The 22,705-nt window shown below is 71.6% G+C and carries 23 protein-coding genes; 11 read left to right on the top strand and 12 right to left on the bottom strand.

The features are described from left to right. From DI005_RS04325 to DI005_RS04305, 5 genes are all read right to left on the bottom strand, one after another. The coding region (locus tag DI005_RS04325; RefSeq protein ID WP_304481725.1) for a 4-hydroxyphenylacetate 3-hydroxylase N-terminal domain-containing protein at nucleotides 1-436 on the bottom strand (436 nt) is incomplete at its 3' end. 101 nt (nucleotides 437-537) lie between these two features. Further along, nucleotides 538-1,071 (bottom strand): flavin reductase family protein, encoded by a 534-nt coding sequence (locus DI005_RS04320; protein WP_113641315.1) that lies wholly within the window; start codon nucleotides 1,069-1,071, stop codon nucleotides 538-540. A gap of 184 nt (nucleotides 1,072-1,255) precedes the next feature. After that, nucleotides 1,256-2,311 carry a 2,3-butanediol dehydrogenase gene (locus DI005_RS04315; RefSeq protein ID WP_113641314.1) on the bottom strand — a complete coding sequence of 352 codons (1,056 nt, stop codon included), beginning with the start codon at nucleotides 2,309-2,311 and terminating at the stop codon, nucleotides 1,256-1,258. Between the two features lie 11 nt (nucleotides 2,312-2,322). Then, nucleotides 2,323-4,155: an NAD(P)/FAD-dependent oxidoreductase gene (locus DI005_RS04310; protein ID WP_113641313.1), complete on the bottom strand. Its 1,833-nt coding sequence runs from the start codon at nucleotides 4,153-4,155 to the stop codon at nucleotides 2,323-2,325. Between the two features lie 71 nt (nucleotides 4,156-4,226). Beyond that, entirely contained in the window at nucleotides 4,227-4,493 is a 267-nt protein-coding gene (locus DI005_RS04305) for a glutaredoxin domain-containing protein (RefSeq protein WP_112265147.1), read from the bottom strand. A 63-nt stretch (nucleotides 4,494-4,556) separates the two neighbouring features. On the opposite strand from DI005_RS04305, the gene DI005_RS38130 reads away from it, so the two are divergent. After that, a complete protein-coding gene (locus DI005_RS38130) occupies nucleotides 4,557-5,492 on the top strand; it encodes a hypothetical protein (protein WP_158559774.1) in 936 nt (311 codons plus the stop codon). Here DI005_RS38130 and DI005_RS04295 read toward each other — a convergent pair. Together DI005_RS04295 and DI005_RS04290 are read right to left on the bottom strand one after the other, a co-directional pair. Further along, nucleotides 5,489-6,946, bottom strand: coding sequence for an NAD-dependent succinate-semialdehyde dehydrogenase (locus tag DI005_RS04295; RefSeq protein ID WP_113641312.1), 1,458 nt, complete (start codon nucleotides 6,944-6,946; stop codon nucleotides 5,489-5,491). The two genes, DI005_RS38130 and DI005_RS04295, sit on opposite strands and share 4 nt — an antisense overlap. A 9-nt stretch (nucleotides 6,947-6,955) precedes the next feature. Beyond that, the gene (locus DI005_RS04290; RefSeq protein WP_113641311.1) at nucleotides 6,956-8,149 is read right to left on the bottom strand and encodes a winged helix DNA-binding domain-containing protein; all 1,194 of its coding nucleotides are present in this window, start codon (nucleotides 8,147-8,149) and stop codon (nucleotides 6,956-6,958) included. 56 nt (nucleotides 8,150-8,205) lie between these two features. Here DI005_RS04290 and DI005_RS04285 point away from each other — a divergent pair, with 56 nt between their 5' ends. Continuing rightward, complete coding sequence (locus DI005_RS04285; protein WP_113641310.1) at nucleotides 8,206-8,712, top strand: hypothetical protein; 507 nt, start codon at nucleotides 8,206-8,208, stop codon at nucleotides 8,710-8,712. A gap of 4 nt (nucleotides 8,713-8,716) precedes the next feature. On the opposite strand, the gene DI005_RS04280 is transcribed toward DI005_RS04285, so the two are convergent. From DI005_RS04280 to DI005_RS04270, 3 genes are all read right to left on the bottom strand, one after another. After that, complete coding sequence (locus DI005_RS04280; protein WP_113641309.1) at nucleotides 8,717-9,319, bottom strand: Uma2 family endonuclease; 603 nt, start codon at nucleotides 9,317-9,319, stop codon at nucleotides 8,717-8,719. A 172-nt stretch (nucleotides 9,320-9,491) separates the two neighbouring features. After that, nucleotides 9,492-11,138: an ABC transporter permease gene (locus DI005_RS04275; RefSeq protein ID WP_113641308.1), complete on the bottom strand. Its 1,647-nt coding sequence runs from the start codon at nucleotides 11,136-11,138 to the stop codon at nucleotides 9,492-9,494. Continuing rightward, entirely contained in the window at nucleotides 11,135-12,040 is a 906-nt protein-coding gene (locus DI005_RS04270; protein WP_112265137.1) for an ABC transporter ATP-binding protein, read from the bottom strand. The genes DI005_RS04275 and DI005_RS04270 overlap by 4 nt, the downstream gene beginning before the upstream one ends. Nucleotides 12,041-12,131: 91 nt before the next feature. Between DI005_RS04270 and DI005_RS04265 the strand changes: the two genes are divergently transcribed. The 7 genes from DI005_RS04265 to DI005_RS04235 all read left to right on the top strand — a co-directional run bounded on the left by DI005_RS04265 (nucleotide 12,132) and on the right by DI005_RS04235 (nucleotide 18,898). Further along, on the top strand, nucleotides 12,132-12,653 hold the full coding sequence (locus DI005_RS04265) for a GbsR/MarR family transcriptional regulator (RefSeq protein WP_113641307.1): 522 nt from the start codon (nucleotides 12,132-12,134) through the stop codon (nucleotides 12,651-12,653). A 129-nt stretch (nucleotides 12,654-12,782) separates the two neighbouring features. Beyond that, entirely contained in the window at nucleotides 12,783-13,934 is a 1,152-nt protein-coding gene (locus tag DI005_RS04260) for a C1 family peptidase (protein ID WP_113641306.1), read from the top strand. Between the two features lie 19 nt (nucleotides 13,935-13,953). Next, a complete protein-coding gene (locus DI005_RS04255; protein WP_113641305.1) occupies nucleotides 13,954-14,661 on the top strand; it encodes a hypothetical protein in 708 nt (235 codons plus the stop codon). 88 nt (nucleotides 14,662-14,749) lie between these two features. Next, the gene (locus DI005_RS04250) at nucleotides 14,750-15,100 is read left to right on the top strand and encodes a protease inhibitor I42 family protein (protein WP_112265129.1); all 351 of its coding nucleotides are present in this window, start codon (nucleotides 14,750-14,752) and stop codon (nucleotides 15,098-15,100) included. A 100-nt stretch (nucleotides 15,101-15,200) separates the two neighbouring features. Beyond that, nucleotides 15,201-15,806 (top strand): RNA polymerase sigma factor, encoded by a 606-nt coding sequence (locus tag DI005_RS04245; protein WP_112265127.1) that lies wholly within the window; start codon nucleotides 15,201-15,203, stop codon nucleotides 15,804-15,806. Beyond that, nucleotides 15,803-16,267, top strand: coding sequence for a carboxypeptidase regulatory-like domain-containing protein (locus DI005_RS04240; protein WP_112265125.1), 465 nt, complete (start codon nucleotides 15,803-15,805; stop codon nucleotides 16,265-16,267). The genes DI005_RS04245 and DI005_RS04240 overlap by 4 nt, the downstream gene beginning before the upstream one ends. Nucleotides 16,268-16,405: 138 nt before the next feature. Continuing rightward, nucleotides 16,406-18,898, top strand: a complete 2,493-nt coding sequence (locus DI005_RS04235) for a CHAT domain-containing tetratricopeptide repeat protein (protein ID WP_113641330.1) — start codon at nucleotides 16,406-16,408, stop codon at nucleotides 18,896-18,898. Nucleotides 18,899-18,963: 65 nt separating this feature from the next. Here DI005_RS04235 and DI005_RS04230 read toward each other — a convergent pair whose 3' ends face one another. Then, complete coding sequence (locus DI005_RS04230; RefSeq protein WP_113641329.1) at nucleotides 18,964-19,416, bottom strand: SRPBCC family protein; 453 nt, start codon at nucleotides 19,414-19,416, stop codon at nucleotides 18,964-18,966. Between the two features lie 36 nt (nucleotides 19,417-19,452). Here DI005_RS04230 and DI005_RS04225 point away from each other — a divergent pair, with 36 nt between their 5' ends. Continuing rightward, nucleotides 19,453-21,390: an FUSC family protein gene (locus tag DI005_RS04225; RefSeq protein ID WP_112266632.1), complete on the top strand. Its 1,938-nt coding sequence runs from the start codon at nucleotides 19,453-19,455 to the stop codon at nucleotides 21,388-21,390. A 55-nt stretch (nucleotides 21,391-21,445) separates the two neighbouring features. After that, nucleotides 21,446-21,718: an antitoxin gene (locus DI005_RS04220; RefSeq protein ID WP_112265123.1), complete on the top strand. Its 273-nt coding sequence runs from the start codon at nucleotides 21,446-21,448 to the stop codon at nucleotides 21,716-21,718. A gap of 9 nt (nucleotides 21,719-21,727) precedes the next feature. Here the strand turns inward: DI005_RS04220 and DI005_RS04215 are convergent, their stop codons facing one another. Further along, nucleotides 21,728-22,705, bottom strand: a complete 978-nt coding sequence (locus DI005_RS04215; RefSeq protein ID WP_255565661.1) for a prephenate dehydrogenase — start codon at nucleotides 22,703-22,705, stop codon at nucleotides 21,728-21,730.

Below are 22,705 nucleotides of genomic sequence, written 5' to 3'. Positions count from 1 at the left end.
TGATGATCGCGTGGTTCCAGTACAGGACCTTTTCCTGTGACTCGGTGTACCAGCGGCGGGCGTTGCCGGCGAAGGGCTCGTAGAAGTCGGCGTTGGCGCCGAGCGTGCCGAGGAAGGCGGCCTTGTAGTCGGGGCTGCGGCCCATCCAGCCGTAGGTCATCTTCGCCCACTCGGCGATCGCGTCGCGGTCGGCGAACAGGTCGGCACTGGTGTGTGGCGTGCGGAAGAACGGGTGGGTGAACCCGCTGCTGCCGGTGTCGGTGGGCGCGGTGAGCACCGACTGCCTGTCCGGGTCGTGCAGCGCGTCGTAAAGCCGAGCGGTCATCCGCACCGAGTTGCGGAACGCCGGGTGGGTGGTGACGTCGGCGACCCTGTCGCCGTAGATGAAGATCTCCCGGCCGTCACGCAGGCTCTCGATGTACTCGTCACCTGTCATCGGGCGCGTCGTGCGCGGGCCTTCGGTGCCGGTGGAGGTTTCCTGCTGTGCCGTCACTTTCTGCTCCTTTGCATGGTTCACGGCAGCTAAGCGAGCCCGGTTCAGCCTGCGGGGAACCAGGACAGGCTGGGGCAGTCGCCGGACTCCAGCCACGGGACGGTGCCGACGGCCTTGCCGAGGTGGCGAAACTTTCCGGCGTAGAACACGAGCGGATCACCGTCGCTGAACGAGATCTCGCGGATTTCGCCGAGGTAGAGCACGTGGTCGCCGCCGTCGTAGCTGCGCCACGGCGCGCAGGCGACCGTGGCGAGCGCGCCCGCGAGCCGAGGGGCGAGGTCGCCACCGGGGTGCTCCCACTCGGGCTCGTCGGCCATCGGTTTGCCCGCGAAGTGCAGCGCGAGGTCCTGTTGCCGCTCGCGCAGGACGTTGATCGTGAAGGGTTTGCCGTCGAGGTACTTGCACGCCTTCGTGTTGCGGTCGAGGGACACGAGGACGAGCGGAGGTTCGAGTGACACGGCGGTGAAGGAGTTCACGGTCGCGCCGTGTGCCGTGCCGTCGCCCTCGCACGTCACCACCGTGACCCCGGTCGCGAAGTGGCCGAGGCACGTCCGCAGCGTTCGCGGGTCTGTTCGCACGGCGCCTCCTCATCGAGTGCAGTCGAACGTGTACGCATTGCGTACGCTTTGGCCGCTATCCGGTTGTACGGCTAACTGTGACCCTCGACACACTCGCCTGTCAACCGCCGGCGTGCTACGCACACGGGGCAGTGCCGCTGCCCGGTCAGGTGCCAGGGGCAGCGGCACGCCGTCTGTGGGTTTTTCAGGGGTGGACGAGGATCTTGACGTTGGTCTCCTTGTGGTCGATGAGTTCGCGGAAGCCGTGTTCGACGATGTCGTCGAGGGCGATGCGGCCGGTGATGAACTGTTCGACGTCGACCACGCCGTCCTGGACGAGCCGGATGGTTTCCGGGTGGCGGTTGGCGTAGGCGAGCGAGCCGATGAGGCTGATCTCCGACAGCACGAGCGAGTTGACGTCGAGCGTCGCGGGGTGTCCCCAGATCGACACGTTGACGCACGTGCCGCCCGGTTTCGTCGAGGCGATGGCCGAGGCCAGCACCGCGTCGATGCCCGCGCACTCGAACGTCACGTCCGCGCCGGCGCCGCCCGTGAGCTCGCGGATCGCTTCCGCGACATCCACTTCGGACGGATCGAGCACCGTGTGGGCACCGGCTCCCGGCGCCTTGGCCTTCCGCGCGGCGGCCGGTTCCACCACGATCACCTGCCCCGCGCCGACCGCCCTGAGCGCGGCGGCGGTGACCAGACCGATCGGGCCGGACCCGAACACCGCCGCCGTCTCCCCCTCGCGCAGGCCCGAGAGCTTCGCCGCGTGGTAGCCCACCGAGAGCGGCTCGATGAGCGCGCCCTGCTCTGTGGTCAGGTCGCCGATGGGATGCACCCACCGCTGGTCGACCACGGCCTTCTCCGCGAAGCCGCCCTGGTCGCCGTCGAGCCCGATGAACCCGAGCGAGCGGCAAATGTTGTACCGCCCCGCCTTGCACGCGACGCAGTGCCCGCACACGTCGTAGGGCTCCACCACCACGCGGTCGCCCTCCTTCAGCCCGGTGACACCGTCTCCGAGTTCCGCCACGACCCCGGAGAACTCGTGCCCGAGCGTGATCGGCACCGCCCCGCCCGTGAGCGGGTGTGGCGACTCCGGCGTCGGCGCGAAGATCGGGCCGTCCAGGTACTCGTGCAGGTCGGTGCCGCAGATGCCGCACCACTCCACCGCGATCTGCACCTGACCCGGCCCCGGATGCGGCTCGGGCAGGTCGTCGACGCGGACGTCGCCCCGTCCGTGGAACCGTGCTGCCTTCACGGGTTTCCTCCTCAGGACGTGTGATGGGAGGGCTGCAGGCCGTAGACCGGCGTCGGGATGCCCTCGGCGCGGGCCTTGAGCTGCAGCGCGAGGTACAGCGAGTAGTGCCGCGACTGGTGCAGGTTGCCGCCGTGGAACCACAGCGCCTGCTGCTGCGTGGGCTTCCACATGTTGCGCTGCTCGCCCTCCCACGGGCCAGGGTCCTTGGTGGTGCCGGAGCCGAGGCCCCACACCTTGCCGACGCGGTCGGCCATCTCCTGCCCGACGATGTCGGCGGCGAGGCCGTTCATTGACCCGAAGCCCGTGGCGTAGACGACGAGATCCGCCTCGAGGCGCGTGCCGTCGTCGAGCACCACCTCGCGCTCGGTCAGCTCGGCCACCTGGCCCTTCGCGAGCTTCACGCTGCCGTCGGCGACGAGCTGGGCGGCGCCGACATCGATGTAGTAGCCCGATCCCCGGCGCAGGTACTTCATGAACAAGCCCGAGTCGTCGTCGCCGAAGTCGAGCTCGAACCCGGCTCGCTCCAGCTTCTCGTAGAAGTCGGCGTCCTGCTCGCGAATGGTGTCGTAGACCGGCTTCTGGAACTGCGCCATGATGCGGTACGGCAGCGAGGCGAAGATCAGGTCCGCGGTGCGAGTGTCCACACCGGACGCCACGGCCTGCTCGGAGTACAGCGGGCCGAGACCGTGCTCCATCAGCGAGTCGGACTTGATCACACACGTCGAGGACCGCTGCACCATCGTGACGTCGGCCCCGGCCTCCCACAGCGCACCGCAGATGTCGTGCGCCGAGTTGTTCGAGCCGATCACCACGGCCTTCTTGCCCGCGTACGCGTCGGCGCCGGGGTGCTGTGACGAGTGGTGCTGTTCGCCGAGGAAGCGGTCCTGGCCCGGGAACACCGGCACGTTCGGCTTGCCCGAAACCCCGAGGGCGAACACGAGCTGGCGGGGCCGCAGCGTCACCTCCTCGCCCGCGCGGTCGACCACGACCTCCCACTGTTGTGCGCGCTCGTCGTAGGTGGCGCTGCGGGCGGTGGTGGAGCTCCAGTAGTTGAGCTCCATGACCTTCGTGTACATCTCCAGCCAGTCGCCGATCTTGTCCTTCGGCGCGAAGACCGGCCAGTTGTCCGGGAACGGCAGGTACGGCAGGTGGTCGTACCAGACGGGATCGTGCAGGGCGAGCGACTTGTACCGCTTGCGCCAGGAGTCGCCTGGCCGCTCGTTGCGCTCGACGATGATAGTGGGCACGCCGAGCTGACGCAGCCGCGCACCGAGTGCGATCCCGCCCTGGCCGCCGCCGATCACCACCACCTCGGGCTGCCGGGTGTAGCCGAGCTCGGCCTGCTCCGCCTCGCGCTGTTCCAGCCAGGTCACGCGGTCGCGGTTGGCGCCGTGCTCGGTGCCCTTCGGCCGGTTGAGTTTGCGCGGCTCCTCGTGCCCCTTGAGCTCGTCGAGGGTGGTCAACAGAGTCCAGGCCTTGCCGTCGACGAGGCGCACGTGCCCGGTGCCACGACCGGTGGCGGTCTCGAAGCTCAGCCACGCCTCGGTGACGCCGTCGGCCTCGGAGGGTTCGCCGGTGATGGTGAAGCCCCGCGGGTCGGTGTGCTCGAGAGTGCCCCTGAGCAGGTCGGCGACGCCGTCCCGGCCTTCGACCGTCAGCAGGTTCCACGTGAACGAGACGAGGTCGCGCCAGTAGCACTCGTCGGCGAAGAGCGAGGCGGCTCGCTCGACGTCGCGGGCGCTGAGTGCGTCCTGGAAAGCGGTGAGCCAGGTGTCCGCGCGGGTGGTGGCCTCGGCGGGGTGGTCGATCGTCAACGGAGCCTCCGATCCAGCAATTCGCCACATTGCGAGCTGTGCGGGCTCCACTGTCGGCGCGCCCCGGCGCGCGCGACAAGGGTTGCAGGGGGTTGCAGCCCCTACTTCTCCAGCAAATGAGGGGCTTCGGCGCCCACCAGAGCCAGCAGCTCCTTCATGCTGGGGTTGACGAGCGCGTGCTCCCCGACGAACACGGTCGGCACCGTCTCGTTGCCGTTCGCGACCGACCGCACGCGGGCCGCGGCGTCCGGCTCCTCCCAGATGTTCACGGCACGCACCGGCAGTCCGCTGCCGTCCAGCTGCCGGCGCAGCATCGCGCAGAATCCGCAGCCTGGCCGCCAGTAGAACTCGATCTCCGTCACTCCCACGTCACCCACCCTAATCGCCGTTTCGCGCCGCCACGGCCGCCACGAAGGGGCAGGCTGGAGGGCATGGATTTCGAGTCGGTCGCCGATGAGCTGTACGAGCTGGACCGGGACGAGTTCACCCCGGCTCGCGACCGCCGGGCAGCCGAGGCCCGCAAGGCGGGTGACAAGGACCTCGCGACCAGGATCAAGGGCCTGCGCAAGCCGACGAGCGCGGCGTGGCTGGTCAACCGGCTCGCGAGGAGCCGCCCCGAGGACGTCGCCGAGCTGGCCGAGCTCGGCGACGCGCTGCGCCGGGCGCACTCCGAGCTGGCCGGCGAGGACCTGCGGGCCCTTTCACGGCGCAGGCACGAGCTTGTGCAGACGCTCACCGACCGCGCCGCGAAGCTGGGCGACGGCAAGCCCGGCGAGTCCGTGGTCAGGGAGGTCTACGACACCCTCGACGCCGCGCTCACCGATCCCGAGTCGGCCAGGGCGGTCACCGAGGGCAGGCTCACGTCCGCACTGCGGCCGGGCGACGCCTTCGCAGGCGACTGGATGGCCCTCGGCCCCGCACCGGCCAGGCCAGAACGGAAGCCGGAACCGAAGCCCCAGCCGAAGAGACCGGAACCGGAGAGGTCCGAGTCGAAGAGACCGAAACCGAAGGGGTCCGAGCAGAAGCGAGCGGAGCCGAAGAAGCGGCCGGAGCCGGAACGGGCCGAGCCCGAGAAGCCCGCGCCCAAGCGAGCCGAGCCGAAACAGAAGCAGCCGGAGCCCAAGGAACCCGAGCAGGAGGAACCGCGGGGCGACGACGACGCCCGCCGCCTGCGGGAGGAGCGCCACCGCGCCCGCGAGGCCCTCTCGAAGGCTCGCGCCGCCCGCAACGACGCCGCGCGCGAGCTGCGCCTCGCGGAGGAAGCGGAAGCCAAGGCACGCAAGCGAACCATGGAGGCCCGCAAGCGGTTCGCGGCCGCGGACGAACGCGTGGACGAGGCCGAGGCGGTGCTGTCCGAGCTGCTCTAGGACGCTCCGACGGCCACCGCCAGGTACTTCGTGTCGAGGTACTCGTCGATGCCCTCGTGCCCGCCCTCGCGGCCGAAACCGGACGCCTTCACCCCGCCGAACGGCGCGGCCGGGTTGGACACGAGGCCGGTGTTGATTCCGACCATGCCGGTCGGCAGGGCCTCGCCGACCCGGATCGCGCGGTCGAGATCCCGCGTGAACAGGTAGCCGACGAGCCCGAACTCGGTGTCGCCCGCCAGCGCGACGGCCTCGTCCTCGTCGGTGAACGTGGTGACCGGCGCGACCGGGCCGAAGACCTCCTCCCGCAGGATCCGCGCGCCCTCCGGTACGCCGGAGAGAACCGTGGGGCGGTAGAAGAACCCCTTTCCTTCCAGCGGCTCGCCACCGGTGGTCGCGGTGGCGCCGCGGCCGAGCGCGTCGTCGACCAGCTCGATCACCTTGTCCCGCTGACCCTGGTTGATCAGCGGCCCCACCGACACGCCCTCCTCGGTTCCGTGACCGATCCGCAGCTGTCCCAGCTTCTCGGTGAGCCGCCGCGTGAACTCCTCGGCGACCGGCTCGGCGACGTGGAACCGGTTCGCGGCCACGCACGACTCGCCGTTGTTGCGCATCTTCGCCGTGACGGCCCCCTGCACCGCGGCGCCGAGGTCGGCGTCGGCGAACACCAGAAACGGCGCGTTGCCGCCGAGCTCCATCGACATCCGCTGGAGGTTCGGCGCGCACTGCTCCACGAGCTTGCGCCCGACTTCCGTCGAGCCGGTGAACGACATCTTCCGCACCCGCGCGTCGCCGAGCACCGGGTTGACGATCCGCGTCGCCGAGGTGCTGGGCACGACGTTCAGCACGCCGTCGGGTAGCCCGGCCTCGGTGAGCAGCGCGGCCAGGTTCAGCATCGACAACGGCGTCAGCTGCGGTGGCTTGACGATCATCGTGCAGCCCGCGGCCACCGCCGGACCGATCTTGCGCGTACCCATCGCCAGCGGGAAGTTCCACGGCGTCACCAGCAGGCACGGGCCCACCGGCTGCCGGGTGACGATCGTCCGCCCACCACCCGCCGGGTTCGGCGAGTACCGGCCGTCGATGCGCACCGCCTCCTCCGAGAACCACCGGAAGAACTCGGCCGCGTAGGTCGCCTCGGCCCGCGACTCCGTGAGGCTCTTGCCCATCTCGAGCGTCATGAGCAGAGCCAGCTCGTCGGCGCGTTCCGTCATCAGCTCGAAGGCCCGGCGCAGGATCTCGCCGCGCTCGCGCGGTGGCGTGCGCGCCCAGCTCTCCTGCGCGGTGACCGCGGCCTCGACCGCCGCCTCCGCGTCGGCGGCCTGTCCGTCGGCGATCTCGCACAGACGCCGCTCGTTGCCCGGATCGTCGACGCCGAACGTGCTCGCGTCGGCCGAGTCCTGCCACTTGCCGTCGATGAGCAGCTGTTTGGGAATGCGTCCGATCACGTCGTCCATACAGCTGGGCTACCCCGGTGACGTCACCGTGACACGCGCGTTCCTGGCGCCCCGGAACGGTGCCAGCGTCTCGGCTTCCCTGGTTATCGCCTCCCTCACCTCGTCGTCGAGCGGGCCGAACCCCTCGACACCGATCGTCACCGTGTTCCCCTTCTTGCTGGGCCGCCAGAGCGCGACGACCTCGCCATCGGCGAGCACCACGCCCGGGTTGCCCTGGCTGCGCCAGACCTGCCTGCGAGCCCGGTCGCCGGCGACCAGCGCCGCGCGGTCCCTGGTCGCGAGCAGCGGATCGTGCGGCGGCAGTAGGCGCACACCCTGGGCCGCGGGCGGTTCCCGCAGCGTCGGCAGGTCCTCGGTGAGCACCCACGCCGAGCCGTCTCGGTAACCCACCTCGGTGAGCTCACCGGCCACCAGCTCCCACGACGCCGCCGCGAACGCGGGCGCCGTGCCCGACCACGTCGCGAACTCCGCCGAGGTGGACGGACCGTGGCAGCGCAGATACCGCCGCACCAGCTCCGCTCGCGCCCGGCCCGCTTCCCATGACGGCAACCGCCTGCCCAGCCACTGCTCGGTCAGCGCGAACCGCGCGTTGCCCCTGGGCTGGGAGGCAATGCACAGCACGCCGTGCAGGGACACCACGTACAGCGCGTACCGCACGACGCTCTGCCCGTAGGTGTTGGAGCCCAGCCCGTCCGGCTCCGTCCACGCCCCGCGCAGCCGCGGTGGCAGGTGCTCGCCCACCTTCTCGGCGAGCGCGGCGCCCAGCTCGTCCTTGCTCAGGTGCCGCCCGTCGAGCACCCCGGGCAGCGCCTCGCACGTGTACTCCACGGCGTCGGTCGCGCCGAGTCCGAACCGGGCGAGGTGGTCGGTCGCACCCTGGATGAAGTGCAGACACGACTCCTCGCCGTCGGGAAGCAACCCGGTGGTGTACACCGCCGCGTCCTCGACCGGCACCAGATGCGGCGCGCCACGCATCGCCCATAGCTGCACGAGCGTCCTGCCGGTCTCCACCTCCGCCTGGAGCCCGCGCGGGGTGAGCCCGGTGAGCCGGGCGTGCAACGCCTGCCCCGCCGAGCCGGGCGGTGTGTTCTGCACGGCCACCGCACCGGCGACGGCTCCCAGCTCGCTCTTCGGTGACCGCCGGCCGAGCGACTGCCCGGCGAGCCGGAACCGGAGTGCTCGCGGCCGATCCGTGGTCTCCATCCGAAAACGGTAGCCAGACGTGCAACCGGAGGCCGGGCTTCGACCGTCTTCGCGGCATGCGAAGACTTTCCCTGCTCGCGCTCCTGCTCGTCGCCGGATGCGGTACCTCGGCGGGCACCGGTGGTGGTCAGGTCGCGTGCACCGAGATCGGCGCCCCTCGCGGCGTGAGCGTCGACCTCGCACCGGGCCCGGCCGCCGCGGCGGCGAGCACGGCGGCACTCGAAGTCTGCTGGGCCGGGAAGTGCCGGACCTACCCGCTGGAGCTGTCCCCCTCGACGGAGGCGATCGACACCGGCTGCGGCGGCGACCAGCCGGACGCCGTCTGTTCCGCCGAGGTGCGGGAGACCGGAGGGAAGCACGGTTTCGCGACCGTCGACGACCTGCCCGAGCTGCCGGTGCGAGTGACGCTCACGATCACCGGTGACGACGGCGCGGAGACATCCCGTCAGACGTTGGACATCACCCCCGAACCGGTGTATCCGAACGGGCCGCACTGCCCGGCGATGGGACCGCAGGCGAAGCTCACCGTGGGCGCCGACGGCACCGTCCGCGACGGCACGTGAGCGCTCATGGTTCCAGCAGCTCGGCGGGATCGAGCTCGACCGGGAACGGCTCGGTGAACCGGAGCCGCTCGCCGGAGCCCGCTGCCACCCGCTCCTCGTAGTGCCCGTCGACGAGGCCGCTCAGCCGCACGTAGACCGATCTGGCCGGGTAGTCGATCTCGACCCACAGGTACCACGGGACACCGGCGTGGGCGCACAACTCCGGCTTGTCGATCCGGTGCTGCCCGTGCCGCTCGCCCTCCGCGAACTCGACGAGCAGCAGCACCTGTTCCGGCGACACCCACGTGACCCCGCCGGCGGGCTCGCGCAGCACCGCCAGCTCCGGCTGGATCCACGTGTCGTCGGCGAACCGCAGGTTCACGGTGCCGTACGGCACGAACCCGGCCGCGCGGACCGGCCCGTCCAGCAACGCCGCGAGCCGGAACTCCCCGTAGGAGTTGGCGGAACCGGCATGTGGGCTGGTGGTCAGGTAGCCCCCCAGGCATTCGTACTTGGCCGCACGAGCCAGGGGGAGCGGCAGGCAGTCCTCGGCACGCCCGGTGTTCCATCGGCCGTAGAACTCGACCAGCGGGTCGAGCCGCGACGGAAGGCTCATCGGCGCGGACATCGCACTCCTCCTCTCCGAATACTGGGGAACGTGCTTCTGAGTGTGCCCCGCGAACCCGTGACAAGGCCAGCGATCTGCGCGAACGGAGCCCTCACACCCACGTGTGCGACCGTCCACACGCGAGTCGAGCCCGGGCCCCCCGACGGAACCCGGGCTCGACTCACCCCAGCCGCTAACCGATGTCGCGACGGCGGAACCCGGCCAGACCCGCGCCGACGAGAACCACCGCGAGCCCGGTCAGCCACAGAAGCGGCGTCGCCGTGAACTCCGCGCTCGGCAGCTTCGGGATGTGCTGGAACGGCGAGAGGTTGAGCACCGTCTGGCTCAGGTTGGCGACCGGGCCGAACATGCTGATGAGCAGGAACAGCGCCGCGACCGCCCACGCCGCGGTGGAAAGCTTGGGCAGCAGCCCGAACAGGGCCACGGCCACCCCGGCCACGAGCCACACGGCGGGGAGCTGGGCCATCGCCGCGCCGAACACGGCGGGGAGCTGGCCGCTGAGGTCCTCCACGCGCAACCCGTGCAACAGGCCGACGGCGAACCCGGCGACAGCCAGCAGCAGGGCGCTGCCCAAAAGCGGGAACACGAGGTGGCTCGCTGCCAAGCGGAACCTGCTCACCCGCGTCGCCAGCAGGGGTTCCACCCGCACGGCCGTCTCCTCGGCCCGCAGCCGCAGGGTGGCCTGCACCACGTAGAGCGAGGCGATCATCGCCATGATCCCGCCCATCGACGCGAGAAAGGCGTCGACCATGCTCTGCGAACCGCCCAGTCGCGCCATCATCTGCTGCGTTTGCGCGCTGTCGCCGAGCAGGTCGCCGACCCCCGCCGCGAGCGAGCCGAACAGCGCGCCGAAGACCGCGAACCCGATTCCCCAGCCGAGTAGCACCCCACGCTGCATCCGCCACGCGAGGGCGAACGGCGTGCCCAGCCCGGCAGCCGCGTGCGGCGGACCCGGCTGGGCCGGGATCAGGCTCATGCCCACGTCCCGCATGGGCAGCAGCCGGTAGCCGACCGCGGCGAGCAGTACGGCGGCGAAGGCCAGCAGCCCGAGCACCCACCACCGCTCGTCGGCGAACGCCCTCACCTGCGTGGCCCAGCCGATCGGCGAGAGCCAGGACAGCCAGCTCGCGTCGACCGCGGCGTCACCGACGGCGCGGATCAGGAACGTCACGCCGAGCACGGCGGAAGCGATGCCGTTCGCGGTGCGCGAGTACTCCGCAACCTGAGCGGTGATCGCGGCGACACCGGTGAACACGAGCCCGGCGAGCGCCATGCTCGCTCCGAACGCGAGCGAGCCGGTCGCGGGCAGGCCGACGCCGATCAGGCTGGCGGCCATGAGCCCGCCGGTGAGCACCGCCCCGAACGCGGCGACGAGCACAGCGGCGGTCAGAGCGGCGTAGCGGCCCACCACGGCCGAGGAGAGCAGCTCCTGCCTCCCGGTGTCCTCCTCCTGCCTTGTGTGGCGCGTGACCGTGAAGATGCAGGCCAGAGCGATGAACAGGGAGAGGATGGCGCCGTAGCGCCACGCGGCGAACCCGCCTGCCGTGCCCAGGTCGAACGCGGGACCGTAGAGCAGCGTCAGCGACGGGTTGGCACCCATCGTCGCGGTCAGCGCCTCCCGCTCCGCCTGCGTGGGGTAGAGCGTCTCGTACGCGCCGGCGCCCGCGGAGGCCATCACCCCGAGCACCACGACCCAGATGGGCAGCACGACGCGGTCCCGGCGCAGGGCCAGCCGCACGAGCTGCCACGTGCCCGCGAGGTGGTTGCCCCTTCCGGAGACCTCGTGCGCGGCGGCGGGGCGCTCCAACGTCCTGGTCATGATGTCGAGCCCGCCTTCGCATGCTCGGTGTAGTGCCGCAGGAAGAGCTCCTCGAGCGTCGGCGGCTGGCTGGTCAGGCTGCGCACCCCGATGCTGGTGAGGCTGCGCAGCGCCTCGTCGAGCGAGTGGGTCTCGACGTCGAACTGCACCCGATTGCCTTCGATCCGCAGGTCGTGGACGTTCTCGAGCTTGGAAAGCCCGTTGGGGTGCCCGGCCAGTTCGGCGGAGATCGATGTCCGGGTCAGGTGGCGCAGGTCGGCCAGCGTGCCGGTCTCCACGGTGCGCCCGTTGCGGATGATGCTGACCCGGTCGCACAGCGCCTCGACCTCGGCGAGGATGTGGCTGGACAGCAGCACCGTGCGGCCCTGCTCGCGTTCCTCCTGGATCGCGTACTGGAACGTGGCCTCCATGAGCGGGTCGAGGCCCGAGGTCGGCTCGTCCAGCAGCAGCAGTTCGACGTTGGACGCGAGCGCGGCGACGATGGCGACCTTCTGCCGGTTGCCCTTCGAGTAGGTGCGGCCCTTCTTCTTCGGGTCGAGGTCGAAGCGCTCGATGAGCTCGTTGCGGCGCCGCTGGTCGAGCCCGCCGCGCAGCCTGCCGAGCAGATCGATCACCTCGCCGCCGGAGAGGTTGGGCCACAGGTTGACGTCGCCGGGCACGTAGGCGAGCCGCCGGTGCAGGCTCGCCGCGTCGCGCCAGGGGTCGCCGTCGAGCAGGCGCACCGTGCCCCCGTCGGCGCGCAGGAGTCCCAGCAGCACGCGGATGGTGGTCGATTTGCCCGAGCCGTTCGGACCGAGAAAACCGTGAACCTCGCCGGTGGCGACGGAAAGGTCGAGTCCGTCGAGGGCCACGGTCGACCCGAACGACTTGCGCAGGCCACTGACGGAGATGGCGTTTTCCATGCGACCGAAGCTACACTCATTTCACAAAGTTGTGAAGTTAAGAAAACGTATGGATTGGGTGATCGACCAGACCTCGGGAAGGATGGTTCGCATGTCGAGCAGACCGCAGTCGCAACGTGATCCGGCCGCAGACCGTGACGAGGAGCGAGTTCGCGCCTACGTCGAGAACCTCGCGCTGACCCTGTCGCAGATCGGCTTCCCCCGGATGCCGGCCAGGGTCTTCGCCGCGCTGACGGTCTCGGACAGCGGCCGGATGAACGCCGCCGACCTGGCAGGCACGCTCTCCGTGAGCCCCGCCGCGATCTCGGGCGCCGTGCGTTACCTCGAACAGGTCGGCCTGATCAGCAAGGAACGTCAGCCCGGCGAACGCCGTGACCACTACCGGCTCTACGACGACTTCTGGTTCGCCTCGTTCCTCAAACGCGACCGCATGCTCCGGATGTGGCTGGACGCGACCCTCGAAGGTGTCGACGCCGTCGGCCCGGAGACCCCGGCCGGGGTGCGCCTGACCCGCATGGCCGACTTCCTCGACTTCATCGTCAAGGAGATCCCCGCGCTGTTCGACCGCTGGCACCGGGAGCGGGTCCGGCGCGAGCGCGACGCCGAAGGGTGAGGTAGCCCCCGCCTCCTCACCCTGCCGACGGCCTCGAGATGAAAAAAGTCTTACCCGGGGTGTATCTGAGAGGGGTCGAGCCGCGTCCTATGGGCGACGGCGCGTTCCACCGCTCTCTGGAGGACCCACATGAGCCCCGACCACCCATGCGTGGCCGAGATCGCGGGCATTCGCGACTCGCTCGCCGCGCTGGGCGACCCGTGGCGTTGCGGTGAGACCCGGCTGAGCAGGCTGTCGAAGCACGCGCGCAAGGCGAGGCTGGGCGTTCCACCGCCCGCCGCGGAGGAGATCAGGGCGAGGTCGGACCTGCCGGGCCGGATGGCCGAGGTCGCGCTGGCGGTGTCCCGCGAGCCCGCGGAAGTGCAGCACGAGCCCACGCCCCACCTCCCGAGGCGGTTCGACCTGCGCGACGTCGATGGACGCGCCTACGTCACCGACGTCAAAGACCAGGGGGAGATCGGTTCCTGCAGCGCGTTCGGCACCATCGCCGCACTGGAGACCACCGCGGCCTACACGCGCAGGGCGCCGGGGCTGCGGCTGAACCTCTCCGAGGCGCACCTGTTCTTCGGGCACGCCGCGGCACGCGAGGCGATCACGCCCGACGGTACGTGGCCGGACGAGCTGTTCGTCGACTGCGAGCGGATCGGGGTCACCTTCGACGACCACTACCCGTACTACGACGACGACTCAGGGGCGCTCAACCCCGGGTGGCGCGACCGGCTGGCGAAGGCCGAGGGCGTGGTGGACCTCAGCCAGGACCCGGCCGCCATCAAGCAGCATCTCTACACGTACGGAGCTGTCACGGCCTGCCTCGTCGTCTATGACGACCTGTTCCACTACACCGGCGGCGTTTACCGGCACACCACGGAAGAGACGAGCGGTGGACACTGCGTCGCGCTCATCGGGTGGGACGACGACGCGGGCTGCTGGATCGCGAAGAACTCCTGGGGCCCCGACTGGGGTGAGAACGGGTTCCTCCGCATCGCCTACGGCGAGGCCTATATCGAGGACTACCCCGAGCCGAGGCCGACCACTCTCGGCTGCACCGGGGTGAGCCTGCGCGCGTGGCTGCCCGCGCAGCGCGCACTCGGTCTGTTCGCCACCGCGCACGACGCCAACGGCTGGGCCTACCTGGAGAACCTGGGCTGGACCCGGCTCTCCGGCGGGCCGGACGGCACCATCGCCACGCTCGCCCTGCTCAGCACCGCCAGGGCCAGCGGAAGAGCGTTCGTGCCGTTCATCGACGACGACGAGCTCAGCATGATCCACCCCGCCCACTGACGAACCACGGAGAAGGCCGATGACCGATGACACGGTGACCGAGAACCCGCCGGCGCAGGAGCAGCCTGCCGAACCGGTCGAGGACACACCGACCCAGACGCCGCCGCCCGCGCCGCCCACCGGCTGGGACCCGTACGCCCCGCCCGCGGCCGCTCCGGCGCCGATGGGCTGGGATCCGTACAGCCCGCCGCGCCCGGCTCCCGCGCCGATGGGGTGGGATCCGTACAGCCCGCCGCGCCCCGCTCCGGCGCCGATGGGCTGGGATCCGTACAGCCCGCCGCGCCCCGCTCCCACCCCGATGGGGTGGGACCCGTATGCGCCGCCGCGCCCCGCTCCCGCGCCGATGGGGTGGGATCCGTACAGCCCGCCGCCCGCGCCAACGGGCTGGGATCCGTACACCCCGCCGCCCGCTCCGGTGCCGATGGGCTGGGACCCCTACACGCCGCCTGTCGACGGCTCCGGCCAGCAGCGGCCCGCGCCCGTGCAGAACGGGCAGAACCCGCCGACCGGCTGGGTCACCGGCAGGGCGGTGCTGAACCTCTGGTCGGCGAGCGGCTCGCCGGGGGTGTGGATCGCGGTGCAGGGCGTCGGCTGGAAGCGGCTCTCGCCGGCTTCGGAGTCCGGCCACAGCCACCTGACGTTGCTCGCACTCCTGGCGAAGAACTACCGGCTGCCGGTGTCCTACCACGAAGACGCTCGCGGGGAGATCGACCAGCTGGTCGTCTGAGTTCCACGCGAGGAAAGCAGGTGGTGGCCGACAGTCGAGGGGGCCGTCGGCCACCACCGTCGCAGGGGGAAGAGGAACGGGAGGAGCAGTGGCACTGGTCCGGCTCGCGCAGTCCGATGCGGGGAAAACAGCGGAACTGCGTGTCGGGGACACCGTGGAGCTTCGGCTCCCGGAGACCCGGACGTCGGGTTACCAGTGGTCACTGCGCCTGCCGGAGGGGGTCCGGCTGGTCGTCGACGAGTACGTCCGTGGGGGTGTCGACCATCCGGCCCGGGGGTCTCAGGGGGAGGGACCGCCGGGAAAAGGTGGGGTCCGTCGGCTGGCGTTCGACGTTGTCGACGCCGGCCGGCACCTCATAGAGGCCGAGTTGGCGCGGCCGTGGGAGGACAGACCGCGCCGCTCGGTCACTTTCGTCGTAACCGCTACTCCAAACGAGTGACCTCATGTATCTGACAGCCGTCACCCCTCTCCTCTGTTCTCACGAGACCGAGATACTGCCTGCGCCGACTTGAAGAGTGCGACAGCGAAGGGCGGGTGCGGTGACCGACGCGAGAACCGCCGAGGCGGACCCTCCGTGGGAGGGACTGCACGGCCACGAGCTCTACGCGGCGTGCATGCACGAGGCACGCGCAGGCAACCGGCTGGCCATGAACCGCCTGGTCACCGAGTTGACGCCGCTGGTGTGGCAGGTCGCGAGGGGCAACGGGCTCGACCGCCACACCGCCGAGGACGTGGTGCAGACGGTGTGGCTCGCCCTATTCCGCAACCTCGACCGGCTCGCCGATCCGCGCGCGCTCGCCGCGTGGCTGATCACCACGGCCCGGCGCGAGTCGCAGCGGGCCGGTGGCCGCAAGCCGTCGCCGGTGCCGCTCACCGACGAGCTCGCCGAGACCGTGCCGAGCACGCAGCCCGCCCCGGATGCCGAGGTGCTGCGGGCCGAACGCGATCGCGGGCTGTGGGCCGCGTTCGCCCAGCTTCCGCAGCGGTGCCAGGAACTGCTGCGGCTGACCGTGCTCGCGGGACGCGTCGAGTACCGGCTCGTCGCGGACGTGCTCCGCATGCCGCACGGCAGCATCGGGCCCACGCGGGGCCGGTGCCTGCAACGCATGCGGGGACTGCTTGACGCTCAAGGGGGCAGCGCATGAACGAAGGCAGCACCTTCCCGGACGACCAGACGCTGCTCATGGAGCTCGACCGGCTCGTGCACGAACTCGATCCCCCGCCTGAGGGCCTGGTCGAGCGGGTGCAGTTCGCACTGGAGCTGGAGGACCTCGACGTCGAGGTCGCCCGCTGGGAGCGTGCCGACGAGCTGGTCGGCGTCCGCAGCGTCGCACAGGGCACGATCACGTTCACGGTCAGCGATCTCACCGTGATGATCAACCTGACCAAGGTCGGCGCCCGGCACCGCATCGACGGCTGGCTGGTGCCCGAGGGCGAGTACGGAGTTGAGGTCCGCGTCGCCGGGCACGACTCCGTCTCGACGGTCGCGGACGACGGCGGGCGGTTCGTCCTGCACGATGTTCCCTGCGGAACCACCCAGATAGTGGTGTACATCGACGGAAATTCGTGCCGTCGAACCGTTGTCACTCCGGCGGTTGTGTTGTAAGGGATCCAGCTTGCGTCGCGACGCGGTGGATGTGCTCCCATAGACCCCGTGCGTGGCGATCGACAACAGAATCGAGCCCTCGCCGCCGTTCTCGACGTGCACCGGCGAGCCAACGACGCGGCGGGCAGCGCGCACAACATGGAGGCCATCCGGCTGCTGCGCAAGGCGCTGCGGGCGCTCGAGGACGGCGGCGAAGGGCCCGAGTGGATCGGCGCGCGCGTTCGCGTGCTGATCAGCCTCGCGCTGGCCACGGCCGAGGTCGGCTCCACCGCTGAGGGCTTCCGTGGCCTCAAACGCGCGCAGGCGCAGCTCGACCTGCTGCCCGACGGGGTGCGCAGGCAGGAGCTGCAGGCCGTGGTGTCCGGCCAGCGCGCGCTGCTGCTCTTCCGCGTCGGCCGCCTCGCCGAGTCGCTCGCCCTGTTCGACGCGATCATCCCCACGCTGGAGCGTCTCGACGACGGCGACGGCCTGCTGCTCGCACGCACCGTGCTCAACCGCGCGCAGATCCACGCCGAGATGAGCAACCTCGACGCCGCGTCGCGCGACTTCGACCGCGCCATCAAACTCGCCGCCGAGCACGACCACACCCGGCTGGAGGGCAAGGCTCGGCACGGGCTCGGCGACCTCGCCCAGCTCGCCGGCGACATCCCCGGCGCACTGCGGCACTACGACGAGGCCACGCGAATACTCGAGTCGGCCGCACCGGGCTGGCTGGCGAGGGTCCGCATCGACCAGGCCAGGGCACTGCTCGTCGCGGGACTGGCCGCGGAGGCCGCCCGCCACCTCGACGAGGCGCTGCCCGAGCTGCGCCGCAACCGCGTGATCCAGGACGTCGCCGAGGCCGAGGTCGCCAGGGCGGCCGCGGCGCTGCTGGAGGGCGACATCGCGCTGGCCCGCAAGCTCGCCGTCGCCGCGCGCCGCCGGTTCCTGCGCCGAGGCAACGTGCCGTGGGCGGAGGTCGCAGCGCTCACCCGGCACCGGGCCGACGCGATGGAGGCACTCGAGTCGGGCACGCGCCCTCCCGCACGCCTGCCCTCGGGTCTCGTCCGGCTCGCGGAACGGCTCGCCGAGCTGGGGCTGCGTGACGAGGCGGCCGCGGCCCGGCTGCTCGCCGTGCGTCTGCTGCTGCGCAGGGGTGAGGTCGACGCCGCGACCGCACAGCTCGCCAGGGTGCCCCGGCCCCGCCGTACGACGCCTGTCGACCACCGCATGCTGTTGCGGCTGTGCCGGGCGGAGCTGGCCGTCGCGACCGGGCGGACGCGCTCAGCGCTCGCGCAGGCGAGGGGCGGGCTGACCGAGCTGGGCTGGGCCCGTGACCGCATGGGCGGGCTGGATTTGTTGTGCGGCACCGCCGTGCACGGCCAGGAGCTCGGCGCCCTCGCCGTCGGGCTCGTGCTCGACACCGCCAATGGCGAAGCCGGGGCGCGCAGGCTCTTCGCGTGGCAGGAGCGCACGCGCGCGCAGGTCTACCGGTACGAGCCCATGCCAGCCATCGACGATCCCGTGCTGGCCAAGCACATCACCGAGATGCGGCACGTCCAGCGCACCGTGCAGCAGCACCGGCTCGCCGGCCGCTCCGTCGCCGCGCTCGAACAGCGCTACGCCTGGCTCCAGCGGGAGGCCAGCAGGCTCGGCTGGTACACGAGCCGCTGGGGCAGGCCCCGGCCCGTGAGCTCGCCGGAGGAGGTCGCGGACACGCTCGGGCAGCGGGTGCTGGTGAGCCTCGTCGGCCACGGCGACACGCTCGCGGCCGTGGTGGTGCGTGACGGGCGGTTCCGGCTCGTGCGGCTCGGCTCGCTGGGTGAGGCCGAGGAAACCGCGCAGCAGCTGCACGCCGACCTCGACGCGCTCGCGCCCGACCACCTGCCCGCCCCGCTGGCCACCGCCGTGACGGCGTCGGCGCGGCGCAGGGCGGCGGCGCTCGACGAGCTGCTGATCCGGCCGCTGCGCGGCGTGCTCGGCGATCGGGAACTGGTGATCGTCCCGACCGGCTCCCTGCACGCGCTGCCGTGGGGCGCGCTGCCGACGCTGCGCGGGCGGGCGCTGTCGATCGCTCCGTCGGCGACGGCGTGGGTGGCCGCGGCCAGCAACCCCGGTCCCGAGTCGGTGGTGCTCGTCGGTGGACCCGGCGTGCCGGGGGCCGTCGGCGAGGTGCGGCAGCTGCGCTCGGTGTACCCGAGCGCGAGCATCGTCGACGGCGAGCTGGCGACGAGCGCGAACGTGCTCGCCGCCCTGGACGGCTCCGGAGTCGCGCACCTGGTGGCGCACGGGGCGCACGAGCCGGCGAACGCGCTGTTCTCGCGGCTGGACCTCGTGGACGGCCCGCTGTTCGCCCACGAGGCCGCCCGCCTGGCCAACCCGCCGGAGCGCGTCGTGCTGGCGGCGTGCGAGCTGGCGCTCAGCCACATCCGGCCTGGCGAGGAGGCACTCGGCTTCGCGGGCGCGTTGCTGGCCAGCGGTTCGCGCACGGTGGTCGGCGCGGTCGCACGGGTCGGCGACGGCGCCGCGGCGGAGGCGATGGCCGACCTGCACCGGCAGCTCGCGGCGGGCACCTCACCCGCCGTCGCGCTCGCCGAGGCGACCGCCGCGGACCCCTTGCGCCGCCCGTTCCTCTGCCTCGGCGCCGGCTGACTCCGTACGTCCCCCAAGGCCACCTTTGTTGCGTTCAACGCAACAAAGGTGGCCTTGGGGGGCGGTCACTCGCGTTCGGCGGCGGCGATCAGGCGGGTGGCGAGGAAGCGGACCGCCGCGTGCAGGACGGTACGCAGCGGCAGGCCGGTGCCAGGGACGCGCTCGGTGAACGAGCCGCGCCAGGTGAGGTCCGTGCCGCCCGCGTCGTTCGGCGTGAACAGCACCTCGGCTCGGTAGTCGCGCACGGGCGCGCTCCCGTCGGCGAAGGTGTAGACGTGCCTGCGGTGCGGCTCGTAGACCACGGTCTGCTCACCGAGCAGCACCGGCCACAGCCCGACCCTGCGCACGGCGCCCACGCCGCCCGGCGCGTGCTCGCCGTGACGGGCCCAGCTCGACTGCAGCACCAGTGGCCGTGCCCAGCTCGACCATCGCTCGCCGTCGGTCTCCAGCGCGAACAGGGTCTCCGGCGCGGCGGTGCTGGTCCGCCGCACCTCGAACGTGAACGTCTTGCCGACCATCGCAGCGAACATACTGGAATGGGCGAAGATGACGGGGTGAGCTCGACCCGTGCCGACCTGCCCGCGCCGCGCTGGCTCGTTCACCTCCTCCGCTCATCCCCCGCGCCGATCCCATGGGCGAGAGCGGTGCGCGCGGCACTCGCGCTGGCGGTGCCGATCGCGGTCGGCTTCGCGTTCGACGAGCTCCAGCTCGGTGCGCTCGTCTCCAGCGGCGCGCTGCCGACCGTGCTCGCCGACGCCGCGGGCCCCTACCGCTACCGCGCGGTGCGGCTGTGCGGAGCGGCGTCCGCCGCGGTCATCGGGTTCGCGCTCGGCCTGTTCACCGGTGGCGAGCTGGCACTGTCGATCCCGCTCGTCGTGCTCGTGTCGGCCATCTCGGCGCTGATCAGCGCGGCAGGCAACAACGCGTCGATCGCCGCGCTGCAGCTGTTCGTGTTCACCGTGCTCGGCACCGGCCAGCACACGATGGGCACGGAGGCCGAGGCCGCGCTCGCCTGCTTCGTCGGCGGCGCGGCGTGGGGACTGGTCGTGGCGCTCGCAGGCTGGACGGTGCACGCCACGTCGCCAGAGCGGCACGCGGTCGCCCAGGTCTACATCGAGCTCGCCGCGCTGCACTCGGCGCAGGACGAGGCGACCTCGCTCGCGTCGCGCCAGCAGCTCACGGCCGCCATGAACACCGCCTACGACCGGCTGCTCAACGCCCGGTCGTGGCTGTCAGGGCGGGACGTCACCTACCGCAAGCTGCTCAACCTGCTCTCCGCCAGCACTCCCGCCGTCGAGGCATCGGTGGCGATGGTCAACGCGGGCGCACGCGCGCCGAGGGACGTCATCGAGCACTTCACCGACCTGGCCACGGCCGTGCTCGCCGGTGCGCCGCTGCCCGAGCCGCCGCGCCGCGACCACGACGACCCCGCCGTCGCCGCGCTGTACCACGCCCTCGGCAAGATCAGCACCGAGCAGGAGCGGCAGCGCAGGGACCGCGTGCCGGCGCGCACGCGCATGCGGGAGTGGCTGAGCCTCTTGGCCTCCGGACCGCTCACCTGGATCGCCGCGCTGCGGCTCACGCTTTGCGTCGCGCTCGCGGAGCTGGTCAGCCTCCTGGTGCCGGTGGAACGCTCCTACTGGATCACGCTGACCGTCGGCATCGTGCTGAAGCCCGACTTCGGCTCGGTTTTCGGCAGGGCGGTCCTGCGCGGGCTCGGCACGGTGGTCGGCGTCGGGATCGGCGCCGCGGTGCTGGGCATCGGCACGAGCGGGCTCGGGCTGGTCGTGCTCGTCGCGCTGTTCGCCGCGGGCGCGGCCATCGGCAAGGTCCGCAACTACGGCATCCTCAGCGCCTTCGTGACGCCGCTGATCATCGTCCAGATGGACCTGACGGCGGGTGGGGACTGGCCGCTCGTGCTCGCGAGGCTCGTCGACACCGTCATCGGCTGCGCGATCGTGCTCGTGTTCGGCTACCTGCTGTGGCCGGGCAGCAGGCAGCCACGGGTCGGCGGGCGGCTCGCGGAGGTGGCCGACACCGTCGCGCTCTACGTCGAGTACGGGCTAAGGGCGGCCGAGACGCCGCAGGACCGGACAGAGCGGTCCAGGCGGCGGCGCCGCGCGTATCGCGGGCTCGCCGATCTGCGGACGGCCTTCCAGCAGCTCGTGGTGGAGCCCTCGCCCGCGGGACGGCAGGCCGCGGCGTGGTGGCCCGCGATCGTGGCGCTGGAGCAGCTCACCGACGCCGTCACCGCGGTGGTGGTGACGATCGAGCACGGCGCCGAGCCGCCGGCCGAGGAGGACGTCCGCCTGCTCGTCGAAGGGCTCGCCGTGCTGGCCGCCGCGGTGCGCGAGCAGCGCGAGCCCGCCGACGTCGACCTGCCCGGAGGCGACGAGCTCTCCGGCGTCGCAGACCAGCTGGAAAACGCGCTCGACGCGGTCCGGGGCCCGGATTTCAGCAGGTCACGCTTCACTTTCCGGCGCCGAGGGTGACCACGAAGGGAGTCCTCCCGTTGCGCTCGGCCCTGGATGCTGGTGGATTGGGTACATGGGCATCAACTTCAACGAGCTCAAGAAGAAGGCTCAGGACGCGCTGAGCAAGAACAGCGACAAGGTCGAACAGGGTCTCGACAAGGCGAGCGGCTTCGCCAAGTCGAAGTTCGGCAACAAGTCCGACCAGATCGACAACGCGACCAAGAAGGCCAAGGACTTCCTGCACAAGAACGCGGGCGGCGAAGGTGGCGGCCAGCCGGGCCAGGGCGGTCCGCAGACCCCGCCCCCGAACCCGCCGCAGCCGCCGAACCCGCCGCAGAACCCGTAGCGGCGGGCGCTACCCCACCTCACCGGTCAGGACGTCGCCGTCCAGGCCGGTGATCCGGCCACCACGCTCGCCCAGCGCGAGCAGCCCGTCGCGAGCGTCGGGCGCACCGAGGTCGACGCGGACCCCGGTGCGTGGTGCCGTTCTGTGCTTGTCCAGCCTCTGCAGACCCTCGTGCCCGGCGTCGATGGTCGCCGCGAGCCCACCGGTCGAGGCGAGTGACCCGCGCGCGGCGCCGAGCTTGCCGAGCGCCTCGTCGAGCACCGGCAGCAACGCCGCGCGGTTGCCCTCGGTCATCGCCCGCACCAGCTCGGGCCGGGTGCCCGCGACCCGGGTGCCGTCGGCGAAGGAACCGGCGGCGAGCGCGGCCGCGAGCGGTCCGCCGTACGCGCCGACGGAGGCGAGCACCGCCGCGAGCAGGTGCGGCAGGTGCGAGATGCGGGCCACCACCTCGTCGTGCGCGGCCGCACGCAGCGGCACCACGTGCGCACCCGCGTCGAGCGCGAGCGCGGCGACTTCCCGCCACGCGCCGAGATCGGTGTCCTCCTCCGCGCACACCACCCACGCGGCACCCGAGAACAGCGCCGGTGTGCCCGCGGCCCACCCCGACAGCGCCGTCCCGGCCATGGGATGCCCTCCGCAGTACCGGGTTCGCGGCGCGTGCCGCCGGACAGCGTCGAGCACGGGCATCTTCACGCTCGTCACGTCGGTGAGCAGGCATTCCGGCGCGTGCTCGCCGACGAGTGCCAGTACGTCCTCGACGGCGGGCAACGGCACCGCGAGCACGACGAGCGCGTCCCGTTCCCCGGCTCTGCGCACCGCCCCGGCCACGTCGGTGGTCGCGTCGTAGCCGTCGGCCACCGCCGCCTCGGTGTCCACAGTGGACCGAGTCGCGCCCCACGCGGTCCTGCCCGCCGCCGAGGCGGCCCGCAGCACCGAACCGCCGATGAGCCCGAGTCCGATCACGCATACGTCACGCACGGCGCCCAT

Origin of the sequence: Prauserella sp. PE36, assembly GCF_003311655.1 — a bacterium.
GTDB classification, from domain to species: domain Bacteria; phylum Actinomycetota; class Actinomycetes; order Mycobacteriales; family Pseudonocardiaceae; genus Prauserella_A; species Prauserella_A endophytica.
The sequence above is the reverse complement of the archived record's forward strand: the minus strand, read 5'-3'. Positions and strand labels throughout refer to the sequence as shown.